The sequence below is a fragment of the Pullulanibacillus pueri genome, from assembly GCF_014639255.1.
In the GTDB taxonomy this organism is placed as follows: Bacteria; Bacillota; Bacilli; order Bacillales; family Sporolactobacillaceae; genus Pullulanibacillus; species Pullulanibacillus pueri.
The window spans coordinates 1-26,059 of sequence record NZ_BMFV01000004.1; the positions used below are offsets into that span (position 1 = coordinate 1).

General features: G+C 39.3%; 31 protein-coding genes and 1 other annotated feature. Of the genes, 8 read left to right on the forward strand and 23 right to left on the reverse strand.

Annotated features, from left to right (window positions below):
- Nucleotides 1–176: 176 nt before the first annotated feature.
- The 11 genes from IEV91_RS22055 to IEV91_RS03805 all read right to left on the reverse strand — a co-directional run bounded on the left by IEV91_RS22055 (nucleotide 177) and on the right by IEV91_RS03805 (nucleotide 6,956).
- Nucleotides 177–251, reverse strand: a complete 75-nt coding sequence (locus IEV91_RS22055) for a putative holin-like toxin (RefSeq protein ID WP_373284394.1) — start codon at nucleotides 249–251, stop codon at nucleotides 177–179.
- 164 nt (nucleotides 252–415) lie between these two features.
- Complete coding sequence (locus IEV91_RS21610; protein WP_308420009.1) at nucleotides 416–889, reverse strand: HAD family hydrolase; 474 nt, start codon at nucleotides 887–889, stop codon at nucleotides 416–418.
- Nucleotides 890–927: 38 nt separating this feature from the next.
- Nucleotides 928–1,059: a hypothetical protein gene (locus IEV91_RS21835; RefSeq protein ID WP_268236347.1), complete on the reverse strand. Its 132-nt coding sequence runs from the start codon at nucleotides 1,057–1,059 to the stop codon at nucleotides 928–930.
- A 51-nt stretch (nucleotides 1,060–1,110) separates the two neighbouring features.
- A complete protein-coding gene (locus IEV91_RS03770; protein ID WP_188496082.1) occupies nucleotides 1,111–1,791 on the reverse strand; it encodes an HAD family hydrolase in 681 nt (226 codons plus the stop codon).
- A 159-nt stretch (nucleotides 1,792–1,950) separates the two neighbouring features.
- Complete coding sequence (locus IEV91_RS22060) at nucleotides 1,951–2,229, reverse strand: Type 1 glutamine amidotransferase-like domain-containing protein (protein WP_188496083.1); 279 nt, start codon at nucleotides 2,227–2,229, stop codon at nucleotides 1,951–1,953.
- 603 nt (nucleotides 2,230–2,832) lie between these two features.
- A complete protein-coding gene (locus tag IEV91_RS03780; RefSeq protein ID WP_188496084.1) occupies nucleotides 2,833–3,147 on the reverse strand; it encodes an RpnC/YadD family protein in 315 nt (104 codons plus the stop codon).
- A 104-nt stretch (nucleotides 3,148–3,251) separates the two neighbouring features.
- On the reverse strand, nucleotides 3,252–3,830 hold the full coding sequence (locus IEV91_RS03785; RefSeq protein WP_188496085.1) for an Rpn family recombination-promoting nuclease/putative transposase: 579 nt from the start codon (nucleotides 3,828–3,830) through the stop codon (nucleotides 3,252–3,254).
- A 139-nt stretch (nucleotides 3,831–3,969) separates the two neighbouring features.
- Entirely contained in the window at nucleotides 3,970–4,305 is a 336-nt protein-coding gene (locus IEV91_RS21615; protein ID WP_229745387.1) for a 5' nucleotidase, NT5C type, read from the reverse strand.
- 314 nt (nucleotides 4,306–4,619) lie between these two features.
- A complete protein-coding gene (locus tag IEV91_RS03795) occupies nucleotides 4,620–5,654 on the reverse strand; it encodes a DUF4030 domain-containing protein (protein ID WP_188496086.1) in 1,035 nt (344 codons plus the stop codon).
- Complete coding sequence (locus tag IEV91_RS03800) at nucleotides 5,651–6,169, reverse strand: sigma-70 family RNA polymerase sigma factor (protein WP_188496087.1); 519 nt, start codon at nucleotides 6,167–6,169, stop codon at nucleotides 5,651–5,653. The genes IEV91_RS03795 and IEV91_RS03800 overlap by 4 nt, the downstream gene beginning before the upstream one ends.
- Before the next feature lie 85 nt (nucleotides 6,170–6,254).
- Nucleotides 6,255–6,956 (reverse strand): DUF5694 domain-containing protein, encoded by a 702-nt coding sequence (locus IEV91_RS03805; protein WP_188496088.1) that lies wholly within the window; start codon nucleotides 6,954–6,956, stop codon nucleotides 6,255–6,257.
- Between the two features lie 234 nt (nucleotides 6,957–7,190).
- Between IEV91_RS03805 and yxiS the strand changes: the two genes are divergently transcribed.
- Nucleotides 7,191–7,481 (forward strand): protein YxiS, encoded by a 291-nt coding sequence (gene yxiS, locus IEV91_RS03810; RefSeq protein ID WP_188496089.1) that lies wholly within the window; start codon nucleotides 7,191–7,193, stop codon nucleotides 7,479–7,481.
- 149 nt (nucleotides 7,482–7,630) lie between these two features.
- On the opposite strand, the gene cspD is transcribed toward yxiS, so the two are convergent.
- Together cspD and IEV91_RS03820 are read right to left on the reverse strand one after the other, a co-directional pair.
- Nucleotides 7,631–7,831: a cold-shock protein CspD gene (gene cspD / locus IEV91_RS03815; RefSeq protein ID WP_188496090.1), complete on the reverse strand. Its 201-nt coding sequence runs from the start codon at nucleotides 7,829–7,831 to the stop codon at nucleotides 7,631–7,633.
- A 225-nt stretch (nucleotides 7,832–8,056) separates the two neighbouring features.
- Nucleotides 8,057–9,190, reverse strand: coding sequence for a threonine synthase (locus IEV91_RS03820; RefSeq protein WP_188496091.1), 1,134 nt, complete (start codon nucleotides 9,188–9,190; stop codon nucleotides 8,057–8,059).
- Nucleotides 9,191–9,343: 153 nt separating this feature from the next.
- Between IEV91_RS03820 and IEV91_RS03825 the strand changes: the two genes are divergently transcribed.
- Nucleotides 9,344–9,538: a hypothetical protein gene (locus IEV91_RS03825; protein WP_188496092.1), complete on the forward strand. Its 195-nt coding sequence runs from the start codon at nucleotides 9,344–9,346 to the stop codon at nucleotides 9,536–9,538.
- A 39-nt stretch (nucleotides 9,539–9,577) separates the two neighbouring features.
- On the opposite strand, the gene IEV91_RS03830 is transcribed toward IEV91_RS03825, so the two are convergent.
- From IEV91_RS03830 to IEV91_RS03840, 3 genes are read right to left on the reverse strand one after another with little or no spacing between them, the layout of a single operon-like run.
- Nucleotides 9,578–10,900 (reverse strand): hypothetical protein, encoded by a 1,323-nt coding sequence (locus tag IEV91_RS03830; RefSeq protein ID WP_188496093.1) that lies wholly within the window; start codon nucleotides 10,898–10,900, stop codon nucleotides 9,578–9,580.
- Nucleotides 10,893–12,020 carry a DUF58 domain-containing protein gene (locus tag IEV91_RS03835; RefSeq protein ID WP_188496094.1) on the reverse strand — a complete coding sequence of 376 codons (1,128 nt, stop codon included), beginning with the start codon at nucleotides 12,018–12,020 and terminating at the stop codon, nucleotides 10,893–10,895. The genes IEV91_RS03830 and IEV91_RS03835 overlap by 8 nt, the downstream gene beginning before the upstream one ends.
- Before the next feature lie 6 nt (nucleotides 12,021–12,026).
- Complete coding sequence (locus IEV91_RS03840; RefSeq protein WP_188496095.1) at nucleotides 12,027–12,995, reverse strand: AAA family ATPase; 969 nt, start codon at nucleotides 12,993–12,995, stop codon at nucleotides 12,027–12,029.
- A 329-nt stretch (nucleotides 12,996–13,324) separates the two neighbouring features.
- On the opposite strand from IEV91_RS03840, the gene msrA reads away from it, so the two are divergent.
- Nucleotides 13,325–13,858, forward strand: coding sequence for a peptide-methionine (S)-S-oxide reductase MsrA (msrA, locus tag IEV91_RS03845; RefSeq protein ID WP_188496096.1), 534 nt, complete (start codon nucleotides 13,325–13,327; stop codon nucleotides 13,856–13,858).
- A gap of 538 nt (nucleotides 13,859–14,396) precedes the next feature.
- On the opposite strand, the gene IEV91_RS03850 is transcribed toward msrA, so the two are convergent.
- Both IEV91_RS03850 and IEV91_RS03855 read right to left on the reverse strand, forming a co-directional pair.
- Nucleotides 14,397–14,789, reverse strand: a complete 393-nt coding sequence (locus tag IEV91_RS03850; protein WP_188496097.1) for a DUF4064 domain-containing protein — start codon at nucleotides 14,787–14,789, stop codon at nucleotides 14,397–14,399.
- 350 nt (nucleotides 14,790–15,139) lie between these two features.
- Nucleotides 15,140–15,427, reverse strand: a complete 288-nt coding sequence (locus IEV91_RS03855; RefSeq protein ID WP_188496098.1) for a hypothetical protein — start codon at nucleotides 15,425–15,427, stop codon at nucleotides 15,140–15,142.
- Between the two features lie 199 nt (nucleotides 15,428–15,626).
- On the opposite strand from IEV91_RS03855, the gene IEV91_RS03860 reads away from it, so the two are divergent.
- Together IEV91_RS03860 and IEV91_RS03865 are read left to right on the forward strand one after the other, a co-directional pair.
- Nucleotides 15,627–16,568, forward strand: coding sequence for a DMT family transporter (locus IEV91_RS03860; protein ID WP_188496099.1), 942 nt, complete (start codon nucleotides 15,627–15,629; stop codon nucleotides 16,566–16,568).
- Nucleotides 16,569–16,628: 60 nt separating this feature from the next.
- Nucleotides 16,629–17,249, forward strand: coding sequence for a hypothetical protein (locus tag IEV91_RS03865; protein ID WP_188496100.1), 621 nt, complete (start codon nucleotides 16,629–16,631; stop codon nucleotides 17,247–17,249).
- A gap of 16 nt (nucleotides 17,250–17,265) precedes the next feature.
- Here IEV91_RS03865 and IEV91_RS03870 read toward each other — a convergent pair whose 3' ends face one another.
- The 3 genes from IEV91_RS03870 to mgrA form a co-directional block, all read right to left on the reverse strand.
- A complete protein-coding gene (locus tag IEV91_RS03870; RefSeq protein WP_188496101.1) occupies nucleotides 17,266–18,513 on the reverse strand; it encodes a glutamate-5-semialdehyde dehydrogenase in 1,248 nt (415 codons plus the stop codon).
- The gene (proB, locus tag IEV91_RS03875; protein ID WP_229745389.1) at nucleotides 18,510–19,634 is read right to left on the reverse strand and encodes a glutamate 5-kinase; all 1,125 of its coding nucleotides are present in this window, start codon (nucleotides 19,632–19,634) and stop codon (nucleotides 18,510–18,512) included. The genes IEV91_RS03870 and proB overlap by 4 nt, the downstream gene beginning before the upstream one ends.
- Nucleotides 19,635–19,696: 62 nt before the next feature.
- Nucleotides 19,697–19,924: a binding site (T-box leader), on the reverse strand.
- Between the two features lie 81 nt (nucleotides 19,925–20,005).
- Entirely contained in the window at nucleotides 20,006–21,001 is a 996-nt protein-coding gene (gene mgrA, locus IEV91_RS03880) for an L-glyceraldehyde 3-phosphate reductase (protein ID WP_188496102.1), read from the reverse strand.
- Nucleotides 21,002–21,220: 219 nt separating this feature from the next.
- Between mgrA and IEV91_RS03885 the strand changes: the two genes are divergently transcribed.
- Nucleotides 21,221–22,555 carry a sugar porter family MFS transporter gene (locus IEV91_RS03885; protein ID WP_188496103.1) on the forward strand — a complete coding sequence of 445 codons (1,335 nt, stop codon included), beginning with the start codon at nucleotides 21,221–21,223 and terminating at the stop codon, nucleotides 22,553–22,555.
- A 61-nt stretch (nucleotides 22,556–22,616) separates the two neighbouring features.
- Nucleotides 22,617–22,757 (forward strand): Fur-regulated basic protein FbpA, encoded by a 141-nt coding sequence (locus tag IEV91_RS03890; protein WP_188496226.1) that lies wholly within the window; start codon nucleotides 22,617–22,619, stop codon nucleotides 22,755–22,757.
- A gap of 91 nt (nucleotides 22,758–22,848) precedes the next feature.
- On the opposite strand, the gene IEV91_RS21840 is transcribed toward IEV91_RS03890, so the two are convergent.
- Nucleotides 22,849–22,980: a hypothetical protein gene (locus IEV91_RS21840; protein ID WP_268236348.1), complete on the reverse strand. Its 132-nt coding sequence runs from the start codon at nucleotides 22,978–22,980 to the stop codon at nucleotides 22,849–22,851.
- A gap of 136 nt (nucleotides 22,981–23,116) precedes the next feature.
- Here IEV91_RS21840 and IEV91_RS03895 point away from each other — a divergent pair, with 136 nt between their 5' ends.
- Nucleotides 23,117–23,773, forward strand: a complete 657-nt coding sequence (locus tag IEV91_RS03895; protein WP_188496104.1) for a DUF975 family protein — start codon at nucleotides 23,117–23,119, stop codon at nucleotides 23,771–23,773.
- 37 nt (nucleotides 23,774–23,810) lie between these two features.
- Here IEV91_RS03895 and IEV91_RS03900 read toward each other — a convergent pair whose 3' ends face one another.
- Nucleotides 23,811–26,012: an anthranilate synthase component I gene (locus IEV91_RS03900; RefSeq protein ID WP_188496105.1), complete on the reverse strand. Its 2,202-nt coding sequence runs from the start codon at nucleotides 26,010–26,012 to the stop codon at nucleotides 23,811–23,813.
- Nucleotides 26,013–26,059: the final 47 nt, after the last annotated feature.

A 26,059-nucleotide genomic window follows, 5' to 3' on the forward strand; every position in this document is an offset into this window, starting at 1 on the left:
ACCTGCATAGCAGGTGGTTTATTGTTTCGCACGCTATCGCGAGCTCAACTGACTAAAGTCGTAAAAAAAGAACGCCGATGCGTTAACATCGACGTTTGACACAGCTACCCGCATGAGATAAGAGCGGTGGCATTTCGAAAAAGGTAACCCTTATCCTACTTTGCCGGCAGGGGGGGTTACTTTTTATTTATTATCATAACTATTAATGTGGCAAAACCGATCAACAACATCATTGCCTCATAAACAGTCATCAGCAGCACCTCCTCCCGCGTTGTGACTTGATACAAAACGGAAAACGCACCGCCCACCCTACTATGTAACTGTAAGATTATTATGGCATAGCATAAATCGTAAGGGGAATAGATATTCTATTTGACTGTTCGTTTGATTTTGCTTTGAATGATTTAGTATTTTTTTATAAAAGTTCATAATCCTTTAATAACTGTAACAAATCCCGCTTTTCTCTATCCAGATGAATTCCCAACATCCCTACTTTTTTAGCGGCTTCCACATTTTCTCGTTTATCATCTATGAAAACACTTTCAGCTTTTTCTGCATGTTGTAGAGTATTTAACGCCAAATGATAAATCGCTTCATCAGGATTCGCCACATTTACAAAAGCAGAGAGAATAATTGAATCAAAGTATTGACGAATGCCTAAGCGATCAAAGATCCAGTCCATACTTGGCATAGCATTTGAGATAATCCCCAATCGATAGGATTGACTTAACTTATTGAGCACTCCATTGACTTCTGGGAACAACTCACAATGATTGGCGTAGTGAGCAAAGTAAAATAATTCATGGACTAATTCATCATTTCCCAGTTCTCTTGCTATTGTTCCGTAATATGCTTTGTACCATCGCCCTTCTTCCTCCCAATGTGTTATAAAGGTAGGATTTAAGCTTTGAGGCTTTTATTATTGCTTTATCTAGAGCGGTCATAGCCTCTTGCTAGCATAAGATTCCTAATTCGCTCATCACCCTTGATAAAAGTTTCAAATAACACACCACCAGCATCTAAAAAAATTGTTTTTACATTATTTTTTAATGGTTTCATATTAGCTCCCTTCCGTATTGGATATTGGTTAAACTTGAAGTTCTAATAGACCTATGATTCCATTGACGCTATCAATTGAAGGATTTGTGTTGGTGACTCTAGCTTAGGAAAGCCAGTCATTTTTTCACTGATAAAAGGAGGTTGGTACCAGGTGGCATGGTAAGCCTTCATGCCGACATCGGAGGCCCCTTGCAACTCATTTGAGCCGCCATCACCTATAAAGATACACTCATTTGGGGCTACTTTCAGATGTCCACACGCAGTATAATAAATATCAGGCTGGGGTTTTCGCTGTTTCACTTCATAAGAGAAAACAACATCATCAAAAATATCCGCTAATAGACAGTTATTCCAAGAATAGACTTCTTCGGGGGCGCAATTACTGATGAGACCTAGTTTTATTTTCCTTTGTTTTAATATCTGGAGGGTTATTAATATTTCTTCGTCAATTTTTTGAAAGGGAATCGATTTAGCTTGAATTCTTTTTTGATGAATATCCTCTATGATCGTTTCATCTATTAGTCTTCCAGCGGCTTTTAATATCTCTTTTAAAACCATTCGGTGATCGAGATAGCTCCCATCCATTCTTTTGTCTCTCCTAGCAGTCCATTCTTTTTTGTATGTATGTCTATCTAATCCTAAGGTGTCCACAGAATAACTTGTTCTCTTTTTGCCATCCTCCCATTCGGTGATAAGAGTCTCATATAAATCGAAGAAAATAGCTTGTATCATGTCGTTCCCCCTCCTTAAAATGTTAAATGTGTTTTTGCTTCCATCCATAAAAAGATAGGCGGCGCTCAGCCCCACATTTTTAGACAGCCTTTATTAGCGATTAACTCCGTTCCTTTGGGTAAAGCAATGATTGAAGTGTGAGCCGTCTCTGTGTTTTCCTTAATTCTTTGAGACTCTTTGTCTGCATAATGACACCATAGAGAATAGCCAAGAATAAGGATTTAGCCCAGAGTCATTTGAGTTTGTACTAAGCATCCTGTCATCAAAAATAATGGCACCCACATTTTGACCGTAAATGAGACCACCACGGTTGTCATAATCTATTAATCTCCTAACTAAACCCGTATTTTTAAAATGATTGGGCAATTTCAAAGGATTTCCACCACTCATATAAATAGCTGAAAATTTCAGAAGGTGATATCGGAAAAGACAGTTCATATCTACACACCTTTCCACTTTAGTGATTCCAAAGGGTTTAAATACGTTGAGAACATAGTCAAAGCTAGTATGATCGAATCATTGGATCCCCTGCTAAAGGCAGATAGATAATGGCCTTTCTTTATTTACTTCTTAAGCAAAATACTAATTTATTTCTTGAGTTTGATTGGTATTTGCGCCGCCTGAAAGGATTAATTGTCCCATCTTTCCCTTCTGATAATATTAAATTGAGTTTAACTTATCGCGTGGTTGCGTGGCTTGAATGGTGCTATGTCTTGATACATGACATGGGCAATTAATGAAGACTTTATTTCCTGGGTAAGCGCAAGATCTGACAATGTCCCGCAACTTGCAACAATCTCTTTGACTGAGCATATCAAATTCCTTTTTTCTTAAGGTCATGATTCTTGGCTTATTCTTCACCACTTTGCTAAGCACTGCCTGATGTTTTGGTATACATCTTCAAACATTAAGGTGATCGCCGAGTCTTAAAGGCGAAAGCTAAAGCTAGATTGGGGTCTATCTTTCCTCTGGATCGCCTTGTGGGGTTCAAAAAACTCTGCTAGTACAAAAGAGGCACTTTAAAAAAGTACCTCTAAGTCATTATTTTTCCATTTGTTCGATGATGGAGTTGAGCTGTTCTTCAGAAAAACCGGTGGCTTTTTTTATTAGACTTTTTTCCACTCCATTTTCCATTAGTGTCATTACCATAGATTTTTTTGCTTCGTATTCTCCTTCTATCCTACCTTCAACTCTACCTTCAAGTCTACCTTCTCTTCGGCCTTCTTGTTTGCCTTTTTGTCTTCCTTCTTGTAATCCTTTTTGAAGTCCTCTTTCAATACTCTTGGTCTCTAAAGTTTTTAAGTATTCCATATAACTTTTTATTGTTGGTGAGGGGTGATCGAGTAATCCTGGCATTTCTGATTCCTCCTCTAATATAAGTGGACTGATCTCAGAATATAATTCCTGCTTTAGTGTGTCAGGAATGTCAAGCAGATAGTCGATGAAAAATAAAAGTTGCCTTAAAAATTTTTGACTTGTTTGTTTATTATTGTACCTCTTTTTAATTTGATAAAACAACTGACGCTTGATGGATTTTGTGAACGCTGAAGCTGTTGTTCATCCATTTCCATTAATTTAAATGTATTATAACTATAAGTCAGTTGGGTACCATAAAAGTCATAGTGGAAACTTTGAGGTTTAAATGACTTACGATCATCTGTTAACAAAGCAATGGCGACAATTTTTTGTTTATATTTATCCAAAATGCGATAGAAATATTGAAACATACGATAAGAGAAATCTGTGTCTGGACTACCTTGAATTTCAATGTGCACTAATATCCACTGCTCTTTGCCGTTTTTTAGAAAGACTTTTACTAATTTATCCGTTTCTCGTTTACCTTTCTTTTGAACAGATAATCTGTGGAGCTCTTGTTCAAGCATTTCGGGTTTCCGATTCCAGTCCAATTTTTCATAAAGACTGGGCATAGAAAACAAAATAAAAGGTTCGAACATTTCAGTGATGATTTCTTTCCAGAGGCGATCTCGATCTTGATAAAGCGACGATTCTTCACGAAGAACTAAAACAGGAGCTGACATGCATTGTACACATCCTTTTTTTCGGATTGAATACGCGTCATATCTATGATGTGGATTTGAGGAAAATGATTTTCTATAATTGATTATAAAGCAATTCGAAAAAGAAAACAAGTGTTCCTGTTTTATGTTTTGATATTTTTTATTTCAGTTCCTCGGTCATGAAATAGTGTCTGATCTCTTGCCAATTGTTTACCCTGATATAACCTGTCTCATGAAGATTATGCGCCGCAGAGTATAAAATGCCTTGTCCAATAAAGCGTTTAAAATGCCGTGAACTATCATCGATGAGATAATCGGCGTTTATAATGCTTTTATCCCCGCAGAAAACGAAATTCATATCATTTAAAAAACTAAAGTGCTCCTTTAACCATTCATATTTTGCTGTAAAAGAGCTTGGAAACTCCATAGCCGCCGTTGCAATAAAAATCTCATAATGCTCACTTAATTCTCTTATCACTTCCTGGCTATCTTTCATTACTTTTAACCCTCTAAAAAAGCGGGGTCATGCAAATATTTTCTTTTCGGTTACTAAATGAGGACGTAGATCTCTTAATCTTTTACCCTCCAATTCCTGTATTGTGATTTTTTCATTATAGTCGGTATTAAATAGTCTTAAGGCTCAGGAATGAAGTCGGCAATCACTTCATCCATATCAATGGCAATCCGCTTCAAACTTGAACCCCTCCTGCTCTTAGCCCTATTTTTATTATACAAAACAATACTGTTTATTTTCTTTAAATGTTAACACTAAAGACGATACTCTGAAAAAAGTATCGCCTTATTAGTGCTTTAATTCAGTTGTTTCTTATCCTTGCTCCGGATAATGATCTTATAGTGATCACCTTTGATCTTGGTCTTCATGTCATTAGATTTTAAAAAGTGATCAACAACTTTTTCTAATTGCTGGCCAAAACTTTTTGCCTCTGGATCTGTGCTTTTCACGGATGTTTTGACAATAACTTCCGGGCTAGGGTGGACGGTATAGGCCATGCCTGTAGTTTTGTAAACCTTTTTCCCGACCAATTCATCGGTCATCATTGAAATAATGTCACCCCAACGATAATCCTGTTCTCTTTTTGCCACATCATATTTATCTATTTTTATGTCAAAGCGCTTCATATTTAGGTTTTCTACGACGTCGTTCACAACTTTTTTGAGTTCAGATATCTCATAGGGAGATGCCGTATTAGGTACTTCAAAGTTTATTGATCGCTCATATTTGTTATTCATCACACCGATAGTTTGTTGAGAAATATGATGCTTTTGGAATGCTTGCATCATTGCGGTTAAAAGTTTTTCAGTTTGTTGTTCCTTTCTTTTATCAGACTCACTAATGTCAGAGTCAAAATTCTTATATTGACTCACTTTTACGGAGAAATCGTCATAGTTTCTAGAATGGAGAATATTCATGACCATTTCCTTAATGTCCGCTTTAACATCATTATAATAAGCTTCTGAACCTCCGACATCGACAGACAATTCCTTTTTCCCTTGATAGTTAATACCAGCACTCTCAATTTTAAAGCCCTTGTGCTTTAAAGTGTCAAAAATCTCAGAGGTAATATCTTTTTGCTTAAAGACATTACTCATAAATGGAAGTTTTGATATGACAGCTGCCATGGTTGGGGAAACGAAGGCTGAACCAAAGAATAACCCAAGAGCGACGACTGCTGCCGTACTGTAGTAAAAGGCTATTCTGAAATGCTTTTGCTTTTTTAACTTTCCTTTTTTGATACCATCGCTGATAGCTTGATCAAGCTTTTTTTCTGGAATAGGAATCCTATCCAACTTATTTTTTACTTCGTTAAATAAAGGGTCGTTCATCGAATAAACGCCTCCCTTAATTCTATCTTCAATTGACCTATGGCACGATGAAGATGAGTTTTAATCGTCCCTTCAGGACAATTTAATATATCGGCGATTTGCTTGATGGTAAGATCTCTATAGTATCTGAGAATGATCACCGTTTTGTACTTTTCCTCTAGATTTTCAATGGCCTCGAGAAGATCTAGGCTTTCTTCCACACGATGAGGATGGGTATCATCAACCCTATCCATATTCTCTAAGAGAACAAGGGGCTTATGTTTCTTAATAAAAGTGATTGCAGTATTCATTAAGATACGCGTAAGCCAAGTCGAAAAATGTTTTGGTTCTTTCAATTTTTTAATCGAGATAAAAGCTTTATATATTGTTTCTTGGACTATATCCAGAGCATCCTCATCATTTTTCACATAGATATAGGCCATTCGATAAAGCTTGTCTTTTTCTATTTGAATTATTTGTTGAAAGGCTTGTTCATTTCCCTTTTTGGCTTTTTTAATCATTTCCGGATCCGGCATTGCCTTGCCTCACTCCTTTCATTCATTAGACCAAGGAGAATGAGAAAACGTTTCAAAAAATAAAGACCTCAAAATAATGAGGTCTTTATTTCAAATAGTCATAGGCGTATTCAACCTTGGCAAACTCACTTTCAAGAATAAAGCGGTTAATAATTTCTACATGAGAGCCTCCGACAATAAATAAAACCCGTTCCTTTGATGAAGTTGCCAGTCTTGTAAGATTCGAATACAAAATAAGATTTCGTTTATACCACCAGGTGAGCCAATCAAGCCCTACATAATTGTCTATTGTACCAAGCCGTGCAATATTCACATTTACTTTATGATGATCCTTAAGGCTTTCGGGGCTATTTAACCTTTTATAAATACTTAATATCGAAGTTGTCTCATTTAACTCAGGGATAATCTGTTTGGCGAGGATCCTGTTAAAAATATAGTCAAAAAGGTCAGGTTGATTTTCCTGTGCCCATTCATAGATATCGCCTAGACCTTTTTTTATATCTTCTGTTTCCAGCCAATCAATGGCATACAACTTCTTATGTCCGAAAGCTTGGGCAATGCGAAAACCAATTTGGTCAATTTCACTGACCTGAAGGCTATATTCATCGTTGAGATATTTTTGATAGTGTATATTGAGTTCTTCATCCTTTTTTGTCACTAATTCCACTGCGACTTTTGTCGGCCGAAAGGCTTTGATTTTTTCAACGACTTCTCCTATCTCAGTTTGGCGTCTTTCCGATAACAGGTCATCTGTCTTCATTTGATTTAAATCATTCGTTGGTCTCATATGAAAAGTCCCCAGTAACATTACGGTGGGCTGTTGAGAAAAAATACGATCATCCCTTTCATTTTCTATCATTATAGGAATTCATTTCTATATTCTACTAAAGCTCTTCTCTTCTTTAGTGGTAAAATCCTCTTCATTTAATAGATTTTATGAAGACGTGATATAGAAGGTGTTGTGAATAAAGTGTAGCTTTCGCTATAATAAGGGTAATGAGTGTGAGAAGGAGTTTATTACATGAAGCCAAAAGAAGTGGAAGAACACGTTATAGCCAACTTTCAGCGGGATGAACATATGATGATTCTTGTGTTTGCCCAGTGGTGCATTAATCATGAGCTTGACCCAATGGAGGTCTATTTACGAGCCTATCCAGACCAAGCGACCAACCCTGCTCTTAGTCAGGCCTTAGAATTGACCGTCCCCAAAGAGGAATCAGAGCCTATTCCTGATCAAACTTTACTTAACCTGTTGTCGGTGTTTGGAAATGAAGATTTAGCTTTTATTGTGACGGCTGAAATTGAAAAGTAGAATAGAAAAGCATAAAAAAACTTGCCAGTCGGCAAGTTTTTTTAGTAATAATAATAAAGGTTGAGTTGCATGAATAATTGCACGAATGAAAGGATTTACTTTCTAATAGAATAAAAAAGACCCTAGTGAAAGGGTCTTTTTAAAGTCAATTATAATTTAACAACGTTAGTTGCTTGAGGTCCACGTTGACCTTCTTCGATATCAAAAGATACGTCTTGACCTTCTTCTAAAGATTTGAAGCCTTCTTCTTGGATAGCTGAGAAGTGTACGAATACGTCATCTCCGCCTTCAACTTCAATAAAGCCAAAACCTTTTTCTGCGTTAAACCATTTTACTTTACCTTGTGCCATGTTTCTTTCCTCCTATTGTGGATCGCCACAATTGTATTACTATTACTGCTCTTAAAATGTTCCAAGGAGAAATAATTAATCAAAATTAATATATTCTATCTATGTAACACCGAACAACAATAATTGAGTTTAGTATAGCATGTCTCCTCTAAAATAGCAAACGAATTTCTGCTCTTTTTGGAAAAGTAAGGGCTTAATTTTTTTCGACACTTTTTGCACTGCTCACTATCCTGCTTTAAGACCTGCCCCACAAAGTGGTATGACGACGCGTTCATTTTCGTTAGAGTTCAATTGATTGTGCTTGAAGTGTTTTTGATATTGGAGGTAGCCAGCATATGTAGCTGCAGCTGTGGGTTCAACGTAAAATCCTCTTTCAGCTAATGCCAAATGTGCTTGCTTAATTTTTTGTTCGGAAGCGGTAACGAACATGCCATTTGTTTCTCTTACAGCTGCTAAAATTTGCCGATGTCTCGGTGGATTTGCAATAGCAATTCCTTCAGCTAAAGTTTGCTGTTGTGCAATAGTGACGGTCCTTGCCTTTCCTAAGCGGTAGGCCGTAGCCAATGGCGCACACCGCTCGGCCTGAACACCAATGAGACGCGGGAATTTGGAGATCAATCCTGCTTCCATTAAGTCCTGACAGCCATAATAAACGCCTAAAAGAAGGGTGCCATTTCCAACGGGGAGCACGAGAGTATCAGGTAAATCTCCCTTTAATTGCTCCCATAGTTCGTAAACATAGGTTTTAGTTCCTTGATAGAAAAAAGGATTATAAACGTGGCTGGCATAAAAAATATGCTGCTGTTCTACAGCTTGGACGGCTGCTTTGGCTGTCTCTTCACGATCTCCAGGAATAGTATGGACAGTCGCCCCATACGCATGTATTTGTTGTATTTTCTTAGGCGATGTTTGTTCAGGTACATATATATCACAGGTTATACCTAATCGTCCTCCGTAGGCGGCAATGGCTGTTCCTGCATTCCCACTGCTGTCAGCAATAACTCTTGTCACACCTAATTCTTTTGCTTTCGCGATGAGGACAGCTGCTCCTCGATCCTTGAAAGATAATGTTGGCATCATAAAGTCTAGTTTTACAAGCAGATGGGGTGCGTCCCGATCTAGAGGAACTATAGGTGTGAAGCCTTCGCCCATTGTAATATCCTTTATGAAAGATGTGTTTTGAAACGGTAAGGCTTCACTATATCTCCATAAGGACGCCTCCCGACTTTGAATTTTTTTAAGCGGAAAAGATATTGGAAAGGATTCTACATTTAAAAGTCCGCCACAACAACATCTCCAAAGCAAATCTTTTGGATCATAGCTCCTCCCACAGTCATTGCAAACCCATTGAATGTTCAAAGTGACTTCCCTCCTTTTCGTTTTTGGATGAACGGGTGCGTATCAGAATGAAAATGAAAAGGTTTTTTATGAATCATTAACTTAACAGTACAAGGTTGCATAATCTAACACTATAAGCGTCCACATCACATTTATAAAGGGGGTATGCAAAGAATGGATCGTTTCCCATTTTTATATTTTATATGTGTTCTCGTTGGGTTTGCGCTTATTCAAGTTCCACTGGGAGGAACATTTTTGGCAGGGCTCGATCAAGTGCTTCATGTGATTGGGGTCCTAGCTGTCATCGTCTTCTCTATCGTATTACTTTACCTCGGCGTCCTAGCCCTTTTCCAAAAAAGGTTTAGATAATAAAGATGTGTAGGGAAGTCATCCTTTTAACGACTGGGATTACTTCCCATTTTCTTTATTCCTTTTATCTATGAATTTTTTTATTTCTCGATCGTCAATAGTCAAAGGGCTATATCTTGTCTGATTGTACATTTTATCAAGAAGCTCTTCTTTTGGCTCGAGGTAGCTTTTGTCCCTTCCTATTTCTTTAAGGGTTTCATGTGCCGTCAAAGATGGTTTGTATTGATATCCCTTTTTGATTTCGTTCAGAACAGTCTTTGTATAAAGATAGCGTACTCTCTCTTGATTCGTTTTAAGGTCTTCCCATCCGGGTTCACGCTTGAATCGTGTGAACCACTGTTTGATTTTATGTTGCGATGCTTTGCGCCAATCCTCTATGAGACTTTCCTTTTCATCGATAAAGGCTGCCGTCTCGTGTTCAAATGATGAGGTATGGAAGAGTTTATTTAGAAAACGGACAAGGCGAGCATAGAGTTTCGAGAACCATTTGCGCGTGTTTTTATAAAGCCAGTAGAGTAAAAATAAAATAGCCGCGATTATGAGAATATAGACGCCAATCATGAGAACTTTTTCAAAAATCTCTGCCCAAGCGGAGGGTTTTTGTTGCTCCATTTGTGGAAATTGTGGTGTTGATGGTGTCAGCGGTTTCTCTGGTGGTCGATCATGGGAAAAGAGCGAAAAGAACCAAGCAACACCACTGACAATATAGGACACTATCTGTGAAAAAAGAAAGGCAATCCAATGAAAACTGGCAATAAGAAAGAGAACGATTAAAGTAATGACAATGAACACTCTATTTTGTCTCTTTAAAGTGCGACTTAAGATAGGTTTTTTACTGTCTGATAAAGTAGCAGTCTCCAAGTGGCGATGATTGGTAACGAAAAGCGTTACTATTAAACACAGACTCCCCGCCCAAGTGATAAGAGATAAATAGGGTGAAAAGCGTTCGATGTATCGGTAGACTAGGTACGCTACAAAATAGATTGGAAGACTTATCCAAAGAAAAACAAGTGGGAAGACTTCCTCCCATTCTTTTTCAATATAAATGATGCCTCTATATGTCACCACAAGCCCAATGAGAAAAGTTGGTAGTGTTAACCAAGTATGTGGCATCACTAACAAAGACACGAGACCGTTGATTAGGAAGATAATGAGGAGATAGAAACCACGTCTTTTCCCATTTAGATATTTCCGAAGCAAAAGACCCATCAAGAATAGAAAAAGTAAACTGCCGAGCCAAACCCATATGTAGTGAAGGGGAACAATCATGATGGCTATCAGAAGGAGAATAGGAAAGAAGACAAGTTCTTCAACAATGCCTTGCCCCCATTTTCGGAGAAGCATAGGTAGATCCTTATACATATTGTTTTTCCTCCTCCATTGACTCACTCTCTTTTTCTGAGTTGGTGGAAAGCCAAAAGATTTCTACCGCATGACCTTGAGCTTCTAGTTGCTGTATACGTTCTCGTGCTTTTTCACTCAGATAGCCTGTAATCAATAGAATATCTGTATTCGGCATCTGCTGTTCAGCCTCTTCTTGCAAAAAACTCTGAAAGGATACCCGTCGATCCATTTGAAGTTTTGCCAAAGTTTCCAACAAAAGTGTCAGCTGGTGTTGACTATTCTTGGGAAGTATTCGAATTGGTTCTTTTTCGTTTGGTTGGTCAAAATTTTTAATGTATGAATTGCAGCTAAACCCTGTAGGGATCCCCTGATCCAAGGCGTACTGTGCAATCGTTGCAGCGTAGGAAATTCCCCTTTCAATTAAGGGACGATCCATTATGGGCATCCAAATATCATCGGTGAGCTCGAAGTTAAGATATATCATCAGATGATGGTCTGCTGTAAAGTCTTTCTGATTGACCTGCAACGTTCCAGCCCGCGCTGTCGCTTTCCAATTGATACTATTCATGGCATCACCGTAAAGATAGTCGCGGATGCCCACCTTCATAAAGGGATCCTCAATAATCCATCGCTTAACACTGTAGTCCCCTTGTAGGCTGTGAGAGGGTAAAAAAATCTCCTCTATGGAAAGGAGTTTGGGATAGACAATCAACTCTGCAGACACTTGCAACTTTCCATGTGTTCCATTGAGGCCCAAAAGATCTCCATTTGTCATCTCTACTGTATTTAATCGATAGTGCCCCCTTTTCTTACAGGTGACTTTATGACGACGCGTAATTTTTTGAAAGGGCATGAGACTAAATAAGCTCCGGTGAAATTGCTGGTCAGCGATCTCAAGCTCATGTTGATGTTGAAACTGGAGATCTGCACTAATATGCGATTCCAGACGTAACCATGGAACTGGAAGAAGTTTTTTATTTGAAATTTGTTCAATCATCTCGACCTCTTCACCTTCAAAGACAGCATCGTCACTAAAGAAACGGGTGTAACCGATGCGTGATAAACCCCATTTGGTAAAAAGGATGCTTTGTATTATGATGAGTACGAGGGCAATAATAATGAGCCATGCCATCCCCATAGAGAGTCATTTCCTTTCCCTTATCAATTCATCTTCAGTAGGAACCGGAACGAGTTCTATGAGTTCTTCTAGAACCCCTTCAGCTTGATTGCTCTTTACTCTCTTTGCTTGATTAAGTATAAGTCGGTGTGCGAGCACCGGCTTGGCCATGGCCTTGACATCGTCAGGTAAGACATAGGATCTTCCTTGGAGTAAAGCATAGACTTGAACCGCCTTCAGTAATGCTTGACTTCCTCTTGGACTAATACCTAATTCTATATAAGGGTGGCGACGAGTTTTCTCAACAATTTCCATGATATAGTTAAGGATCTCGTCACTAACGTAAAGATGCGAATAGAGATTTTGCGCCATTAACACATCTGCTTTGGTAGCAATAGCTTCGAGTTGGTCGATGGGATTGTTCTCCTTAAACCGTTTTAAGATGTTGATGCCCTCTTCTTTAGTGGGGTAACCCAGTTTTACTTTTAATAAAAAACGATCTAACTGGGCTTCAGGTAAAGGAAATGTCCCTTGGTTTTCCACAGGATTTTGAGTCGCAATGACCATAAAAGGATGCTCTAATTTTCGAGTAGCGCCATCGATCGTCACTTGATATTCTTCCATGCACTCTAATAAACTAGACTGTGTCCTTGGCGTCGCGCGATTAATTTCATCTGCCAATAAAATATTTGAAAAGACGGGTCCAGGATAAAATTCAAACTCCCCACTTTTTTGATTATAAAAGTTAAGCCCTGTTATATCCGTAGGAAGTAAATCTGGAGTAAATTGGATACGGTTAAATGAGCAGTCTAATGACTGAGCTAAGACTTTAGCAAGCAAGGTTTTTCCCATCCCAGGAACATCTTCTAGAAGAACATGTCCTGAAGAAATAAGCGCTACAAGAAGCTGATCAATGACGTCTTCTTTTCCAATAATAACTTTTTGGATATTCTGTTTTAGCTCGATCGCTAACGTCTGAATGTCAGTAAATTCCATGACAACTCTCCTTATAAATACAGTAGCTTTTTTATAACGTCAGAAAAAATAAAGTTTTGGTCAGCGGGACGGAGGAGATTTCCGCTCCAATCCCCTTGGTGCGGACGATTGCCTTTTTCTTATAAAAATAGCATCAGCGTCCAAGGCATTTTCTAACGCCTTTTTTTTAAAAGCCCTTTCAATAATATTACTGAACTTTAAAAACAAAGACAATGAAAATATCTTATTAATCAGACATATCGTGAATTTATTCTTCAGTTTCTCAGCGTTGTCAGTCTTAATGAAAAGCGCTATGATGAAGTTAGACAACGTGTGAGAGGATTTTGGATATGGAAAAACAATTGGAATTAGCGACATTCGCTGGCGGCTGCTTTTGGTGCATGGTCAAACCTTTCGATGAAATGCCCGGGATCCATAAAGTGATTTCTGGGTATATGGGGGGCACTTTAGAAAATCCTACCTATGAGCAAGTAAAAAAAGGAGATACGGGCCATTATGAGGTTGTGCAAATTACCTTTGATCCAGAGCGGTTTCCTTATCAAGAGTTGCTCGACTTATATTGGCCACAAACCGATCCAACAGATGACGGTGGACAATTCTTTGACCGCGGGCCCCAATATCGGACAGCGATTTTTTATCATAATGACAAGCAAAAAGCGTTAGCAGAAGCTTCAAAGAAACAATTACAAGAGAGTGGGAAATTCAATAAACCGATTGTGACACGAATTCTTCCTGCTGGTCCCTTCTACGTCGCTGAAGAAGAGCATCAAGCCTTCTATAAAAAGCATCCTGACAAATACGCTCAGGAACGTGTGGAATCAGGAAGAGACGCCTTTATCAAAAGTCATTGGATACAAAAATAGTACAAATAGAGGTGACTCTTTGCCGAGTCACCTCTATTCTATTATCGTCTAAGTAGCGACGATCCGAAGCGCTTTTTGCTTGAGTAGGTAAAGATAGCTTCCCGTGTTGTTTGCGCTCCTTTTTGTCCTCGAAGTTCCTCCATGGTTCTAAGGGCTATAACGCTTCCATCATTAATAATGGCAATACGGTCACACATGCGTTCTGCAATACCTAAGATATGGATCGTCAGAAAGACGGTTGCGCCATGATCACACATGCTTTAATTGTCTAGCGCTTCCGGGATCAAGACCAACCGTGGATATTCATCCAGAAATAAGACTTCGGGCTCATGATGAGAGCACCACAAAGGGGTCTAACCGATAAGTTAAGTGACTGTACTGCTGGTGATTTTCCGTTGGCCTTATATAAGTTGTTGATTTCTATTGCTGCATTTGTGCTTTCATTAAAATCCACCTTTACTTTATTTTAAGCTAAATCTCTTTGGACTTTGAAATGGGCCATGTCTTCGCGGCGACATAGGCCATTCTTTTATTCTCTTTAGTACCTATTCCCTTTTGGCCTTTTAATAAGGGCCAGAATCCCGGCAATGAGATATAAAATAAAGGGAACAACAGTAATAATACTGGAAACGGCAGCAATAATGAGAAACAAGCCAGCAAGTTTGGGCTTTTTGTTTCCCTGCAAACATACTAAGGCAATAATGGCAAGAATAATACTTATGCTAGCCAGAATAATAAGATAAGACCCAAGATGATTCATCGCGGCGACCATATCATGAATGTCCTGTTTTGAGAGTTCTGTCCCCGACGTTTGAAGCTGATCTTCAAGGGTATTTGTCGATAACTTTTTAAAGGATAGCCCCCCTAATAAACTCAACCCATTAATAATCAGGGCGATAATCGATAATATAAACTCACCCGTTCTTTTCATTTTAACGTCCTCCTTTATTCCATTCTATGGAGTGTTAACTGACAACATCCCTTTTTTGAAAGACAAAAATTGCTATACCTATAAAAGGGATGATATATATCATCCAAATCATGCATGGCCCTGTTACATAAAACATAAAAACATGTGGTCGAGACCGAAAATCAGATTTGAGGATAAGAGTCTCCCCGTTAAAAAGCCACATGACTTGAGGCAATGATCATTATAAAGAGCGTGAGTAAGGACGAAGAACCCAACATTCACTGTTGAACCCCTTCATATTCCCATTGTTTTTTATGTACACGCTCAGAGGTTGATCTTGTTGGTGTTAAAAGAGACTGGCCTTCCATCAATTAGCTCCCACCTTTGTGAGTAAAATCATCTACATACTTCTTAGCTTCCAATAGGGAGAAACCGAAAGCTTTTCGCGTCTCTTTTACAGCTTCAACGGTTTTTCCTTCTTTAACAAGTGCGCGGATCGTTTCATTTATAGGGTCTTCAGGAACATTGACTTGTTTGGCTATTTGATCTAAGGTGGTTTGAATGCGTTTAAACCGAGAGTCTAAGGTACTCAGTTTTTCACTGACGCGCACGATGAGTATGAAAAATACAAGAAGGATCGAACACAAAAGATAGATCATTTTAAAAGTTCTCCTTAAATAGAATGTTTTCTTTAGCATACCATTTAACAGCTTGATTCTAAATAACTATTAAACATTTTTCTTTCACAAAGGTGCTTTAATTTTCACTTTCATGACTTCAGATTTAGTTATGAATCGTCTATACTTGAGATTAAAGTTTTCTTTTTACAAGCCGTGCGTGAATGGAGGTAATCTTGGGATGGATAAATGGAGACATAGTAAGGGGATAGTGATGGTCACTATCGGAGCGGCTTTATGGGGTATTTCAGGGACCATGGCCGGGCGGCTTTTTCAATATAATGCAGTGTCTACGGAATGGCTTGTTACTGTAAGGTTGCTTTGTTCTGGAGGGCTTTTTTTGTTGTTGGCTTTAATGAATAAGGAAAGCCGTGGTCAAGTGTTAGCCATATGGAAGAACAAGAGAGATGCCTTAAATATCTTCTTATTTGGATTCGTGGGCATGCTTGGCGTTCAATATACCTATTTCGCTTCTATTGCAACGGGGAATGCTGCAGTAGCGACTTTATTACAGTATTTGGCTCCGTTTTTTATTACTCTGTATTTAGTAATGAAAAACCGTTCCTTTCCTACAAGAAAGGAAATATTTGCGGTGTTTTTAGCTCTCTTCGGAACGTTTTTATTAATGACCAACGGGACGATCAAAGGATTTTCCGTTTCAGGGGTCTCAATAATGTGGGGCATTCTATCGGGTGTGACACTCGCTTTTTACACCTTACATTCGAGTCATTTTATTCAACGGTATCGTCCATCCGTCATTATAGGCTGGGGCATGTTAATTGGCGGTTTGGCACTAAGCGTCCTTCATCCCCCATGGGAAGTTGAAATGAAGCATTGGACGGTTTCGACGCCAGCTACTATCGGTTTTATCATTTTGCTAGGTACCTTCCTGGCTTTTTATCTATATTTAAGCAGTCTAAAATATATTTCTCCACAAGAAAGTAGTTTGCTAGGGTGTACAGAACCCCTCGTAGCCGTTGTCAGTTCACTACTCTGGTTACATGTTCCTTTTGGGAGCTTTCAAGTGATTGGGGCCATCTGTGTGATCGTCATGGTCATTCTTTTGTCTCTGAAAAAGAAGCAAGCTCGTGTCCGTGCTTCAGATGATGCACATATAGTCTGAAGGGGTTTATTCTCCTCTTCTATCGTCAATAATTAAGAAAAAAGTAAATGAGGGGTGAATATGCTCAAACGTATCTCAGCGATATTAACCCTTGTTGGAGGCCTTATCTTTGCTGCGGCCACTATTTTTCATCCCCCGTTAACCAACCCTTGGGATGTGTCCTATGCGTTTAAAGAAGTCAACGCACATGAACATTGGATTCTCGATCATTGGTTTTTTCTCAGTGGGTTAACGCTATGGTTGATTGGCTTAGCTCAATTGGCTGATGGTGAGCAAAACCGCTCAAGAAATGCAGCACGACTATTTATCGGGTCACTTACTTTGTGGTACATCATTTTAGCTGCTGAGCTTGCGGTCCTTCCGCAATTACTATCAACTATCCTCATAGAGGGAAAAACGTATTATCAGCCGATATGGAATGCTCTTTTCACTTGGGGGCTGTTTGCGGGCTATCTGGCAATGTTCTTTGTATATATAGGTATTATATTACTAGCAATCAATGATCAAGGGGTGTTAAGGATGTTGGGGATCATCACAGGGGGCATCGCGTTAATGGCAACGCTTCTCTTATTTGCTCACCCCAATCTTTCTATTTATCTTGCGATGCCTTCTCTACTCCCTTTCCTTTGGACACTTTGGTTTGCGATAAAACGGATGGTGAACCCTCATCCCTTGAAATAAGGGCTGAGGGTTTTGTCTACGCTTTGATCTGTCCATGGCCATTGATTTGGTATTTCGTTGTTGTGAGCGCTGTTAAGCCCATCGGTCCTCTTGCGTGCAGTTTTTGCGTACTAATGCCAATTTCGGCACCAAATCCAAACTCAAATCCATCCGTAAACCGCGTGGAGGCATTATGGTATAGAGCGGCTGCATCTACACGTTCAAAAAAGGTTTTCACATGTTCTTGATTTTCTGTAATAATCGCTTCTGAATGTTTCGTTCCGTATTTATTAATATGAGTAATAGCTTCATCGACATTATTCACGAGTTTTACCGCTAAAATTTTATCTAAATACTCAGTTTGCCAATCCGCTTCTACAGCAGGAATCAGACCAGGGACCATGGCCTGCGCGCCTTCATCCCCTCTTAATTCAACGCCACTCTCCCGTAAAGAAGCTACAAATACTCGAAAATGGTGAGCCGCCCATTGTTTATGAATAAGGACGGTTTCAATGGCATTACAGACTGAGGGTCTTTGGGTTTTGGCATTGATTGTGATATCGATAGCCATTTGGGGATCTGCTGTTTCATCAATAAAAAGGTGACAATTCCCTGCGCCTGTTTCTAATACCGGAACGGTTGCTTGCTCAACCACAGTCTGAATGAGATGCTTCCCCCCCCGAGGAATGAGGACGTCTAAATACTCTTTTAATTTGAACATTTCGGTTGCTGTTTCTCGGCGGGTGTCCTCTAATAATTGAACAGCATCGATTGGAAAATCAGAGTGTTCTAACCCCTGTTGAATGACTTTTACGAGCGCCTTATTTGAGTGAATAGCTGAAGAACTTCCTCTTAATAGGACGGCGTTTCCAGTTTTTAGACAAAGACTAGCAGCATCGACTGTCACATTCGGTCTTGCTTCATAGATCATGCCGACAACTCCTAACGGAACACTCACTTGATTCATTTCTAAGCCATTAGGACGCTTCCAAGTTGCCAAAACTTTTCCTGTAGGGTCATCTAAAGCAACCAATTGTTGAACGGCTAACGCTATCTCTTCTAATCTTTGTGGATTTAAGCGAAGGCGATCGATAAGTGAGACATGAACGCCATTTTTCTGTGCGTTTTTAATGTCTTTATTATTCTCTTCTAAAATATAAGCCTGTTCTTTTCTCAGCTGTGCTGCAATACTCTGGAGTGCCTGGTTTTTGTTCTCTGTGGATTTGCTATTAAGGATGCTGGTGGCTTCCTTTGCCTTCATTGCTTTTGTGATAAGTTCACTCATTTGCTATTCCCCCTTGTAAAAGATAAGACAAGTCGATTCCGGTGGATGACTTCTGGCCGTGTTTGATCGGTTTTTAATATGGCTTGATGACTAGCAAGCCCTTTTATTTTATTTAAGTCTTCAGCGGAATAATTGACTTGCCCCTTACCAATGGCCTCATGCTTCATATTGATAATTTCAACAACATCATTAATATTGAAAAGCCCCTTACAGGCGATGATGCCTGCGGGAAGTAAACTTTTTCCACCCTCGATAAGGGCACGTTCTGCGCCATGATCAATTTGGATTGTTCCGTGTATCGGCGAGTGAAAAGCGATCCACTGTTTGGGCTTATTTAAAATATAATTTTGTGTATCTCCAATATAGGTTCCATCTCCAGCACCATTTAGAATATTGATAAGATTATCATGCTTATCGCCTGTTCCAATAAAGACATTAACTCCAAGAGACAATGCGGTTTGAGACGCATGAAGTTTTGATTTCATGCCCCCTGTCCCTACCTTAGAACTTGAGGCTTCTTTTCCTTGGGCCATAAGTTCTGACGTGATAGCGGGTAAGAACCGATATCGTTCAGCGTGGGGATTTGTTTTGGGATTGTCACTATAGAGGCCATTAATATCCGTTAAAATAATCAAAAGATCCGCATGGATGAGCCCACTGACGAGTGCAGAAAGCATATCGTTATCGCCGAATGTTAATTCCTCTACCGCTATTGAATCATTTTCATTTATGATGGGTAAGACACCACGCTTGAGAAGTTCACTTAAAGTCGTATAAGCATTACTATATTGTTCCTGATGAGTAAAAACATCACGTGTTAAAAGTAACTGAGCACAGGCAATGTCATCTCTTTTAAAGGCTTCAGTATAGGCTCTAATGAGTAGCCCTTGACCGACTGCAGCAGCGGCTTGTTTTCCAGAGACTGTTGTGGGGCGTGTCGGATAGCCAAGGTCATTAAAGCCAGCAGATACAGCTCCTGAAGAGATAAGGATGACTTCATGACCTTGCCGCTTTAAAGCGGCTAAAGCTTTAGCGTGATGATTCAATTTTGTAAGGCTTAGTCTGCCATGAACATCTGTTAAAGAACTACTTCCAATTTTCACAACAATCCGTTTCTTCACGAGTGGCCTTTCCTTCCTAAAAGTAATAAAAAATAAAAAACACTTTCCATCCTTTTATTTAAAAAAAGGACGGAAAGTGTTGTCGGCTTCCGCGGTACCACCTTACTTGGCATCAAAGATCACAAAGATGCCCGCTTGTCTCCTGTAACGTAGGATAGAACGGTTGAGTTTTTAACTCTCAACAACTCCATGGATGGGTTCAATAGCATGGATGTCGATGGAACTTTTCAGCCTAGAGTTCCACTCTCTTACGACACATACTATCTAATAGTCCATATCAACGTCTGTGTAGATTTATAATTAAAGTTATTATGGTAAAAATCAATGGAAATGTCAAGCTTCGTGAAAAAATAGCTATATTTTTATAATGTTTATTTCCCTGCAAGAATGGTTTCGATTTGAGTAAGTTCGTCTTGACTAAATTCAAGATGGTTGAGAGTCGCTACATTTTCTTCAATTTGATTGACGCGACTCGCCCCAATAAGTACTGAGGTTAAGTTTCCTTTGAGAAGAGCCCAGGCAAGAGCCATTTGTGCAAGGCTTTGTCCGCGTGATTCTGCCAAACTGTTGAGTGCCCTCACTTTTTGAATGACGTCATCAGTAATCGCCTCACTATTTAAGGCTCCGGTGGATTTCGCTGCTCGTGAATCCTCAGGAATTCCATTTAAATACTTTGTTGTCAGCAACCCTTGAGCAAGTGGACAGAAGGCGATACTCCCGACGCCGTTTTCTTGTAAAACGTCGGTCAGCCCATCTTCAATCCAACGATTTAACATGGAATAGCTCGGTTGGTGAATAAGTAATGGTGTTCCAAGGTCATTTAATATTTTAATCGCCTCGGCCGTTTGCTCGGCACTGTAACTTGAAATGCCAACGTAAAGAGCTTTACCTTGACGAACAATTTGATCAAGGGCCATCATGGTTTCTTCAAGGGGGGTATCCGGATCAGGACGATGAGAATAGAAAATATCCACATAATCAAGACCCATGCGTTTCAAGCTTTGATCAAGACTAGAAATAAGATATTTTTTCGATCCCCATTCTCCATAAGGACCTGGCCACATATAGTAACCGGCTTTTGTCGAAATCACAAGTTCATCGCGGTAAGGTGCAAAATCAGTCTTAAGAAGCTGACCAAACATCTCTTCGGCTGAACCTGCAGGTGGTCCATAGTTATTGGCAAGATCAAAATGAGTAATGCCTAAATCAAACGCTTTTCGGAGCATGGCTCGACCATTTTCAAAAGTATCAATACCACCAAAGTTATGCCAGAGTCCAAGTGAAATGGCTGGAAGGAGTAAACCAGAATTTCCACAACGATGATATTTCATCTGATCATAGCGTGTGTCTTTAGCTTGATAGACCATTTAAGGCCCTCCTTTTATGTATAAATAAGTGCTCAAAATTAGTATAGAGTGAAAACGCCACCATGCCAATTAATATGACTCATATTCTAGGTCAGCACATTTGCTTTTCATATTATTTGAATTTAAATGTTGAACTAAGTTAAAATAGTCACCGTTATCTCATTGATCTTTATGTAAGGGGCTCCAAAGTTTCTTGTTAAAAATAAGGAGGTACTTCACATGCTCAGGAAAACAAATAAGACGCTCATTTATTTTTTTGGAGCACTGGGTGGCATGCTTTATGGCTATGATACAGGAGTGATCTCTGGGGCACTTCTATATATTCAAAAGGACATTCCTTTAAGCGATTTCATGAAAGGGTTCGTCGTTAGTGCTTTACTCATTGGTGCCATTGTAGGCTCGGGATTAAGTGGTCCTTTATCGGATAAATGGGGCCGCCGGCGAGTGGTATTATTGATCTCAATCATTTTTATTATCGGCGCTTTGTGTGCTGCAGTTTCTCCTAACGCTTTATGCCTTGTCCTTTCGAGAATGATTATTGGTTTAGCCGTGGGTGGCTCTACAGCACTTGTCCCAGTCTATCTGACAGAAATGGCGCCCACTCATATTCGTGGGTCGCTTGCAAGTCTTAATCAATTGATGATCACGATTGGGATCCTCGTTGCTTACATTGTCAATTATGCTTTTTCTTCTTTTGAAGGCTGGCGCTTGATGCTCGGATTTGCTGCACTCCCTGCGCTTATCATGTTAATAGGAATTACTTTTATGCCTGAGAGTCCCCGTTGGTTGATCAAAAGAAATCGTGAGAACGAGGCACGAAAAATTATGAAGTTCACACGTCGTAATGAAGAAATTGAAAAAGAAATCCAAGAGATTAAGGAAACAGAGACTATTAAAGAGAGTGCTTGGACGATTCTAAAAGCACCCTGGATTCGTCCCATGCTCATTGCGGGTATTGGACTTGCTATCTTCCAACAAATCATCGGCATTAATGCCATTATTTACTATGCACCAACGATCTTTTCGGAAGCTGGCCTTGCTGATTCTTCTTCCATTTTAGGAACCGTGGGGATTGGAATTGTCAATGTTCTCATGACACTGGTGGCGATTGCAGTCATTGATAAAATGGGAAGAAAAAAACTTATGCTATGGGGTAATGTGGGGATGACGATCAGCCTTGTTGTTCTGGCGATCATTCTTTTTTCTGCTGGGTTAACGACAACGACTGCTTGGATAACCGTTGTATTTCTAGGGTTATTCATTGTTTTCTTTGCGGCGACTTGGGGACCTGCTGTTTGGGTTATTCTTCCTGAACTCTTCCCTTTAAAAGCAAGAGGGGCTGGAACCGGTTTAACGACCCTCTTCCTCTCCTTAGGGAACCTCGTGGTGTCATTACTCTTTCCTGTACTATCGAGTGCGATTGGTATTGCATGGGTATTTCTTATTTTCGCTATTATCGGGGTCTTTGCTTTCCTATTTGTGGCTTTCTTTGTCCCAGAAACAAAAGGACGTAGTCTCGAAGCGATTGAAAACGACCTTCGAAATAGAAAATAGAATGTTTAAAAACGAACCGAATGGGGAACCTATCTCATTGGGAGGAATTTAAGTGACTCAAATGAACGCAAAGGTAAAGCAAGAATACATTCAAAAGTTATTAAAATTAGGGATATATAAGATCAAGGGGCAGCAGCTTTATGAACTGCCAACGCAGTACTTAAGAGCGTATTATGAAAAAGTGAAATTGAATCTCGTATGAATGAAGAGGATGACAATAAGGTCTAGTACCCATAGTGGTACAGAATCGCCTTTTTGTCACCCTCTTTTCTAATATGACGCTCTCTTGATGCTCACATAACCCTTTCATATATGTAGAGTATGAAAAAGATGACAATAAAAGCTGTTACAAGTCCTCCAATGACAAATTTAAATCTTCTCGCTCTTAAATCACGGTTATAGTTTGATGTACTATTATCACTCATAATAGCCCTCCTTTTTTGCTTATAGTTTTCCTTATATGCCGGTTGTTATGTGTCTATAATAAAAAATGAATGTTTTATTTTTTATTTGCGCTAAGGATTATAAGACTATATAGTATGGTAAGGGGGTAATTAAGATATGATAACAGAATTAAAAAGAAAAGCTCTAGCATCTTTGAAAGGACGTTGGAGTTTTAGTGTTCTTGTGACTTTGATCACCGGTTTTATTTATCTAGGGATTCCAAATATAGCGACTTCATACATAAATGATACAGGGAGCTCACCGTCATTATATCCTTTTTATTCAACTGCTGATATTGCAATGGAGCTTATTTCATTTATCCTCTTTCCCATTACTGTCGGACTCAACTGGGTATTTTTAGACGTTTCAAGAAAAAAGGAAACAACGATCAAGACACTTTTCAGCCCATTTTCAGACTTGTTGTATTATTTGAAAATGCTAGGTACACAGCTCTTGATGGGTTTATTTATCTTTCTCTGGTCACTCCTTCTCATTATTCCAGGGATAATAAAAAGCCTTGCCTATTCGCAAACGTTTTTGGTGATGAGAGATCATCCGGAATATTCTGTTCTTGAAGCGATTACGGCTAGTCGACGTTTAATGCATGGCTATAAATGGAAGTATGTCCTTCTTTGGTTAAGTTTTATCGGCTGGGGTATCCTAGCTTCCTTAACAGCAGGGATAGGCATGTTATGGCTAGTCCCTTATGTCCGAACGACTTTAGGTGAATTTTACAATATGATCAGTGGTGCTCAGCCTACAAATGAGGCATAAAAAAAGGAACGGATCATCCGCTCCTTTTTTCTTTGCTTTATGCTAAATAGACTTTATCATCCCTTTTTAATGCATCCATAAGGTTATTAATGAGTTGAAGCCCACTATTTTCAAAAGTACTTAAGATGGATTCAGGATGAAATTGAACACCATAGATCGGCAACTTTTGGTGTTTGGCTGCCATAAGAATATGGTCGTGTGTTTCTGCCATACGAACTAATGCTTTTGGGAGTGCGTCAACATACAATGAGTGATATCTTCCCACCTTCATCCCTTCCATCTCTTTGAATAAAGGTTCTTTATTTAGAAGCGTGATGTCAGAGAGCATTCCGTGGCAAGGCGTGGCAAGTGTCTTTAATTCGCCACCAAAGTATTCTGCGATACCTTGTAAACCTAAACAAACACCGAAAATGGGAATCTCTTTTTGAAGACATAAATCAATCGTCGTATTTATATCAAAACGTTCAGGTCTCCCAGGTCCAGGAGAAAGGACAACAAGATCGATGACAGACTCTTGTTTTTGACGTATTAATTCTCGCGCGACATCAGCTCGACAAGTTGTCACTTTAGCGCCTGTTTGTTTGAAGTAATTTGCAAGAGTATGGACAAAGGAATCTTCATGGTCAACAAGTAAAATATTTTTCCCCTTGCCTACTTGTGCAGGTTGTCTCTCTTTTATATTCTCGATTACCTTCTTGGGTTCAAGCGCCTTTTCTAGGGCAGCGACTTTAACATCGGTCTCTAACTCTTCAGATTCTGGCTCTGAGGCATGTAGTAAAGTGGCTCCCACTCTAATTTCTGCCAAACCACTATTGAGTCTTGCTGTCCTTAAGGTTAATCCTGTATTGAGCCCGCCGTCAAAGGTAAACCATCCAATGGCACCACCATACCAGCCCCTGGGACTTTCTTCATATTTTTCAATCCATCTTATGGCATCTAATTTAGGTGCTCCGGTTACAGTGACTGCCCACATATGGGTCATAAAAGCATCAAAAGCGTCAAACTCAGGTCGCAATTCTCCCTCGATGTGATCAACGGTATGAAAAAGGTGTGAGTAAGCTTCAATTTGGCGTCGACCAATCACTTTGACAGAACCTGGAATACAAACTCTAGATTTATCATTTCGATCCACATCGGTACACATAGTGAGCTCTGCCTCTTCTTTCATTGAATTGAGCAAAGCTTTAATATTTTCAGCATCCTCAATAGCATTTTCGCCTCGTTTAATCGTTCCAGAAATAGGACAAGTTTCCACCCTATTTCCTTCGACTCGGACATACATTTCGGGTGAAGAGCCTACTAAGAAATCAGAGCCTAAATGAATGAGGAAGCCATAGGGGCTTGGGTTTAATTCTTTTAATTGGTTAAACACTTCAGAAGGGGCTAACGGTGACGCTTTGTATAACACTCGGGTGGGGACTACTTCAAAAAGATCACCTCTATAGAAGTAAGGTTTAGCTTTTTTGACGAGATCAGCATAGTACCCTCGAGGTTTGTTAGCATTTAATAATGCTTGATCAGGATTATGTTTATATTCAGTATAGCTGCCTTCCCTCGGGAGGCCTTTGGTTGTCAGACCATCATAGCTGAATTCATAACGAATTTGGTAAGCAATCCCTTTTTTTCGATCAACGATATAAAGCTCATCCGGTAGAAATAAGTGAATATCATTCTGTTCTGATGTTCGAGGTTTCTGCTTCTCTATGTGTTCAAATTGAAAAATTAAATCGAAACCAAACGCACCGTATAAGCCTAAAAAAGAATCCTCTGAATTATAGAATAAAGATTGTAAACGCCTGAGGACATCAAAAATAGTCGTTTGTTTCGTTCGTGCTTCTTCGTCTTTCACCTGCTGAGATTTTGGTAATTTCCCAATAATCGTATGGTCATCATTGTGACTTACAGTTTCCAGAAAAGAAGCATTTTTTAAATGCTCATAAATGAGCGGCAGTAACAGTTGGCCTCTTTTATTTAGTGCTTCAATAAAAAAGTGCGAGCCTTGGCTTTTGACTTCTAAAGGGGGTTTGATAAAACCAACATCCCAACGCGTATAGCGACCAGTATATTCAAAATTACTTGAAAAAAGTGCACCTTTATAATGATCAAGATCATAAAGAAGGTCTTCAGCAATATTCTCAGCTTGAAAATCAATGGGATGGGTTTGTCTTTCAATGCGAAGCAATGGGTTATGCATGGTGATAGTGCTTTGCTCGTTATCGAGCTCCGATAGGTTAATCATGGGTCATCCTCCTTGTATACAAAAGTATACAGAGAGAAGCAATCACT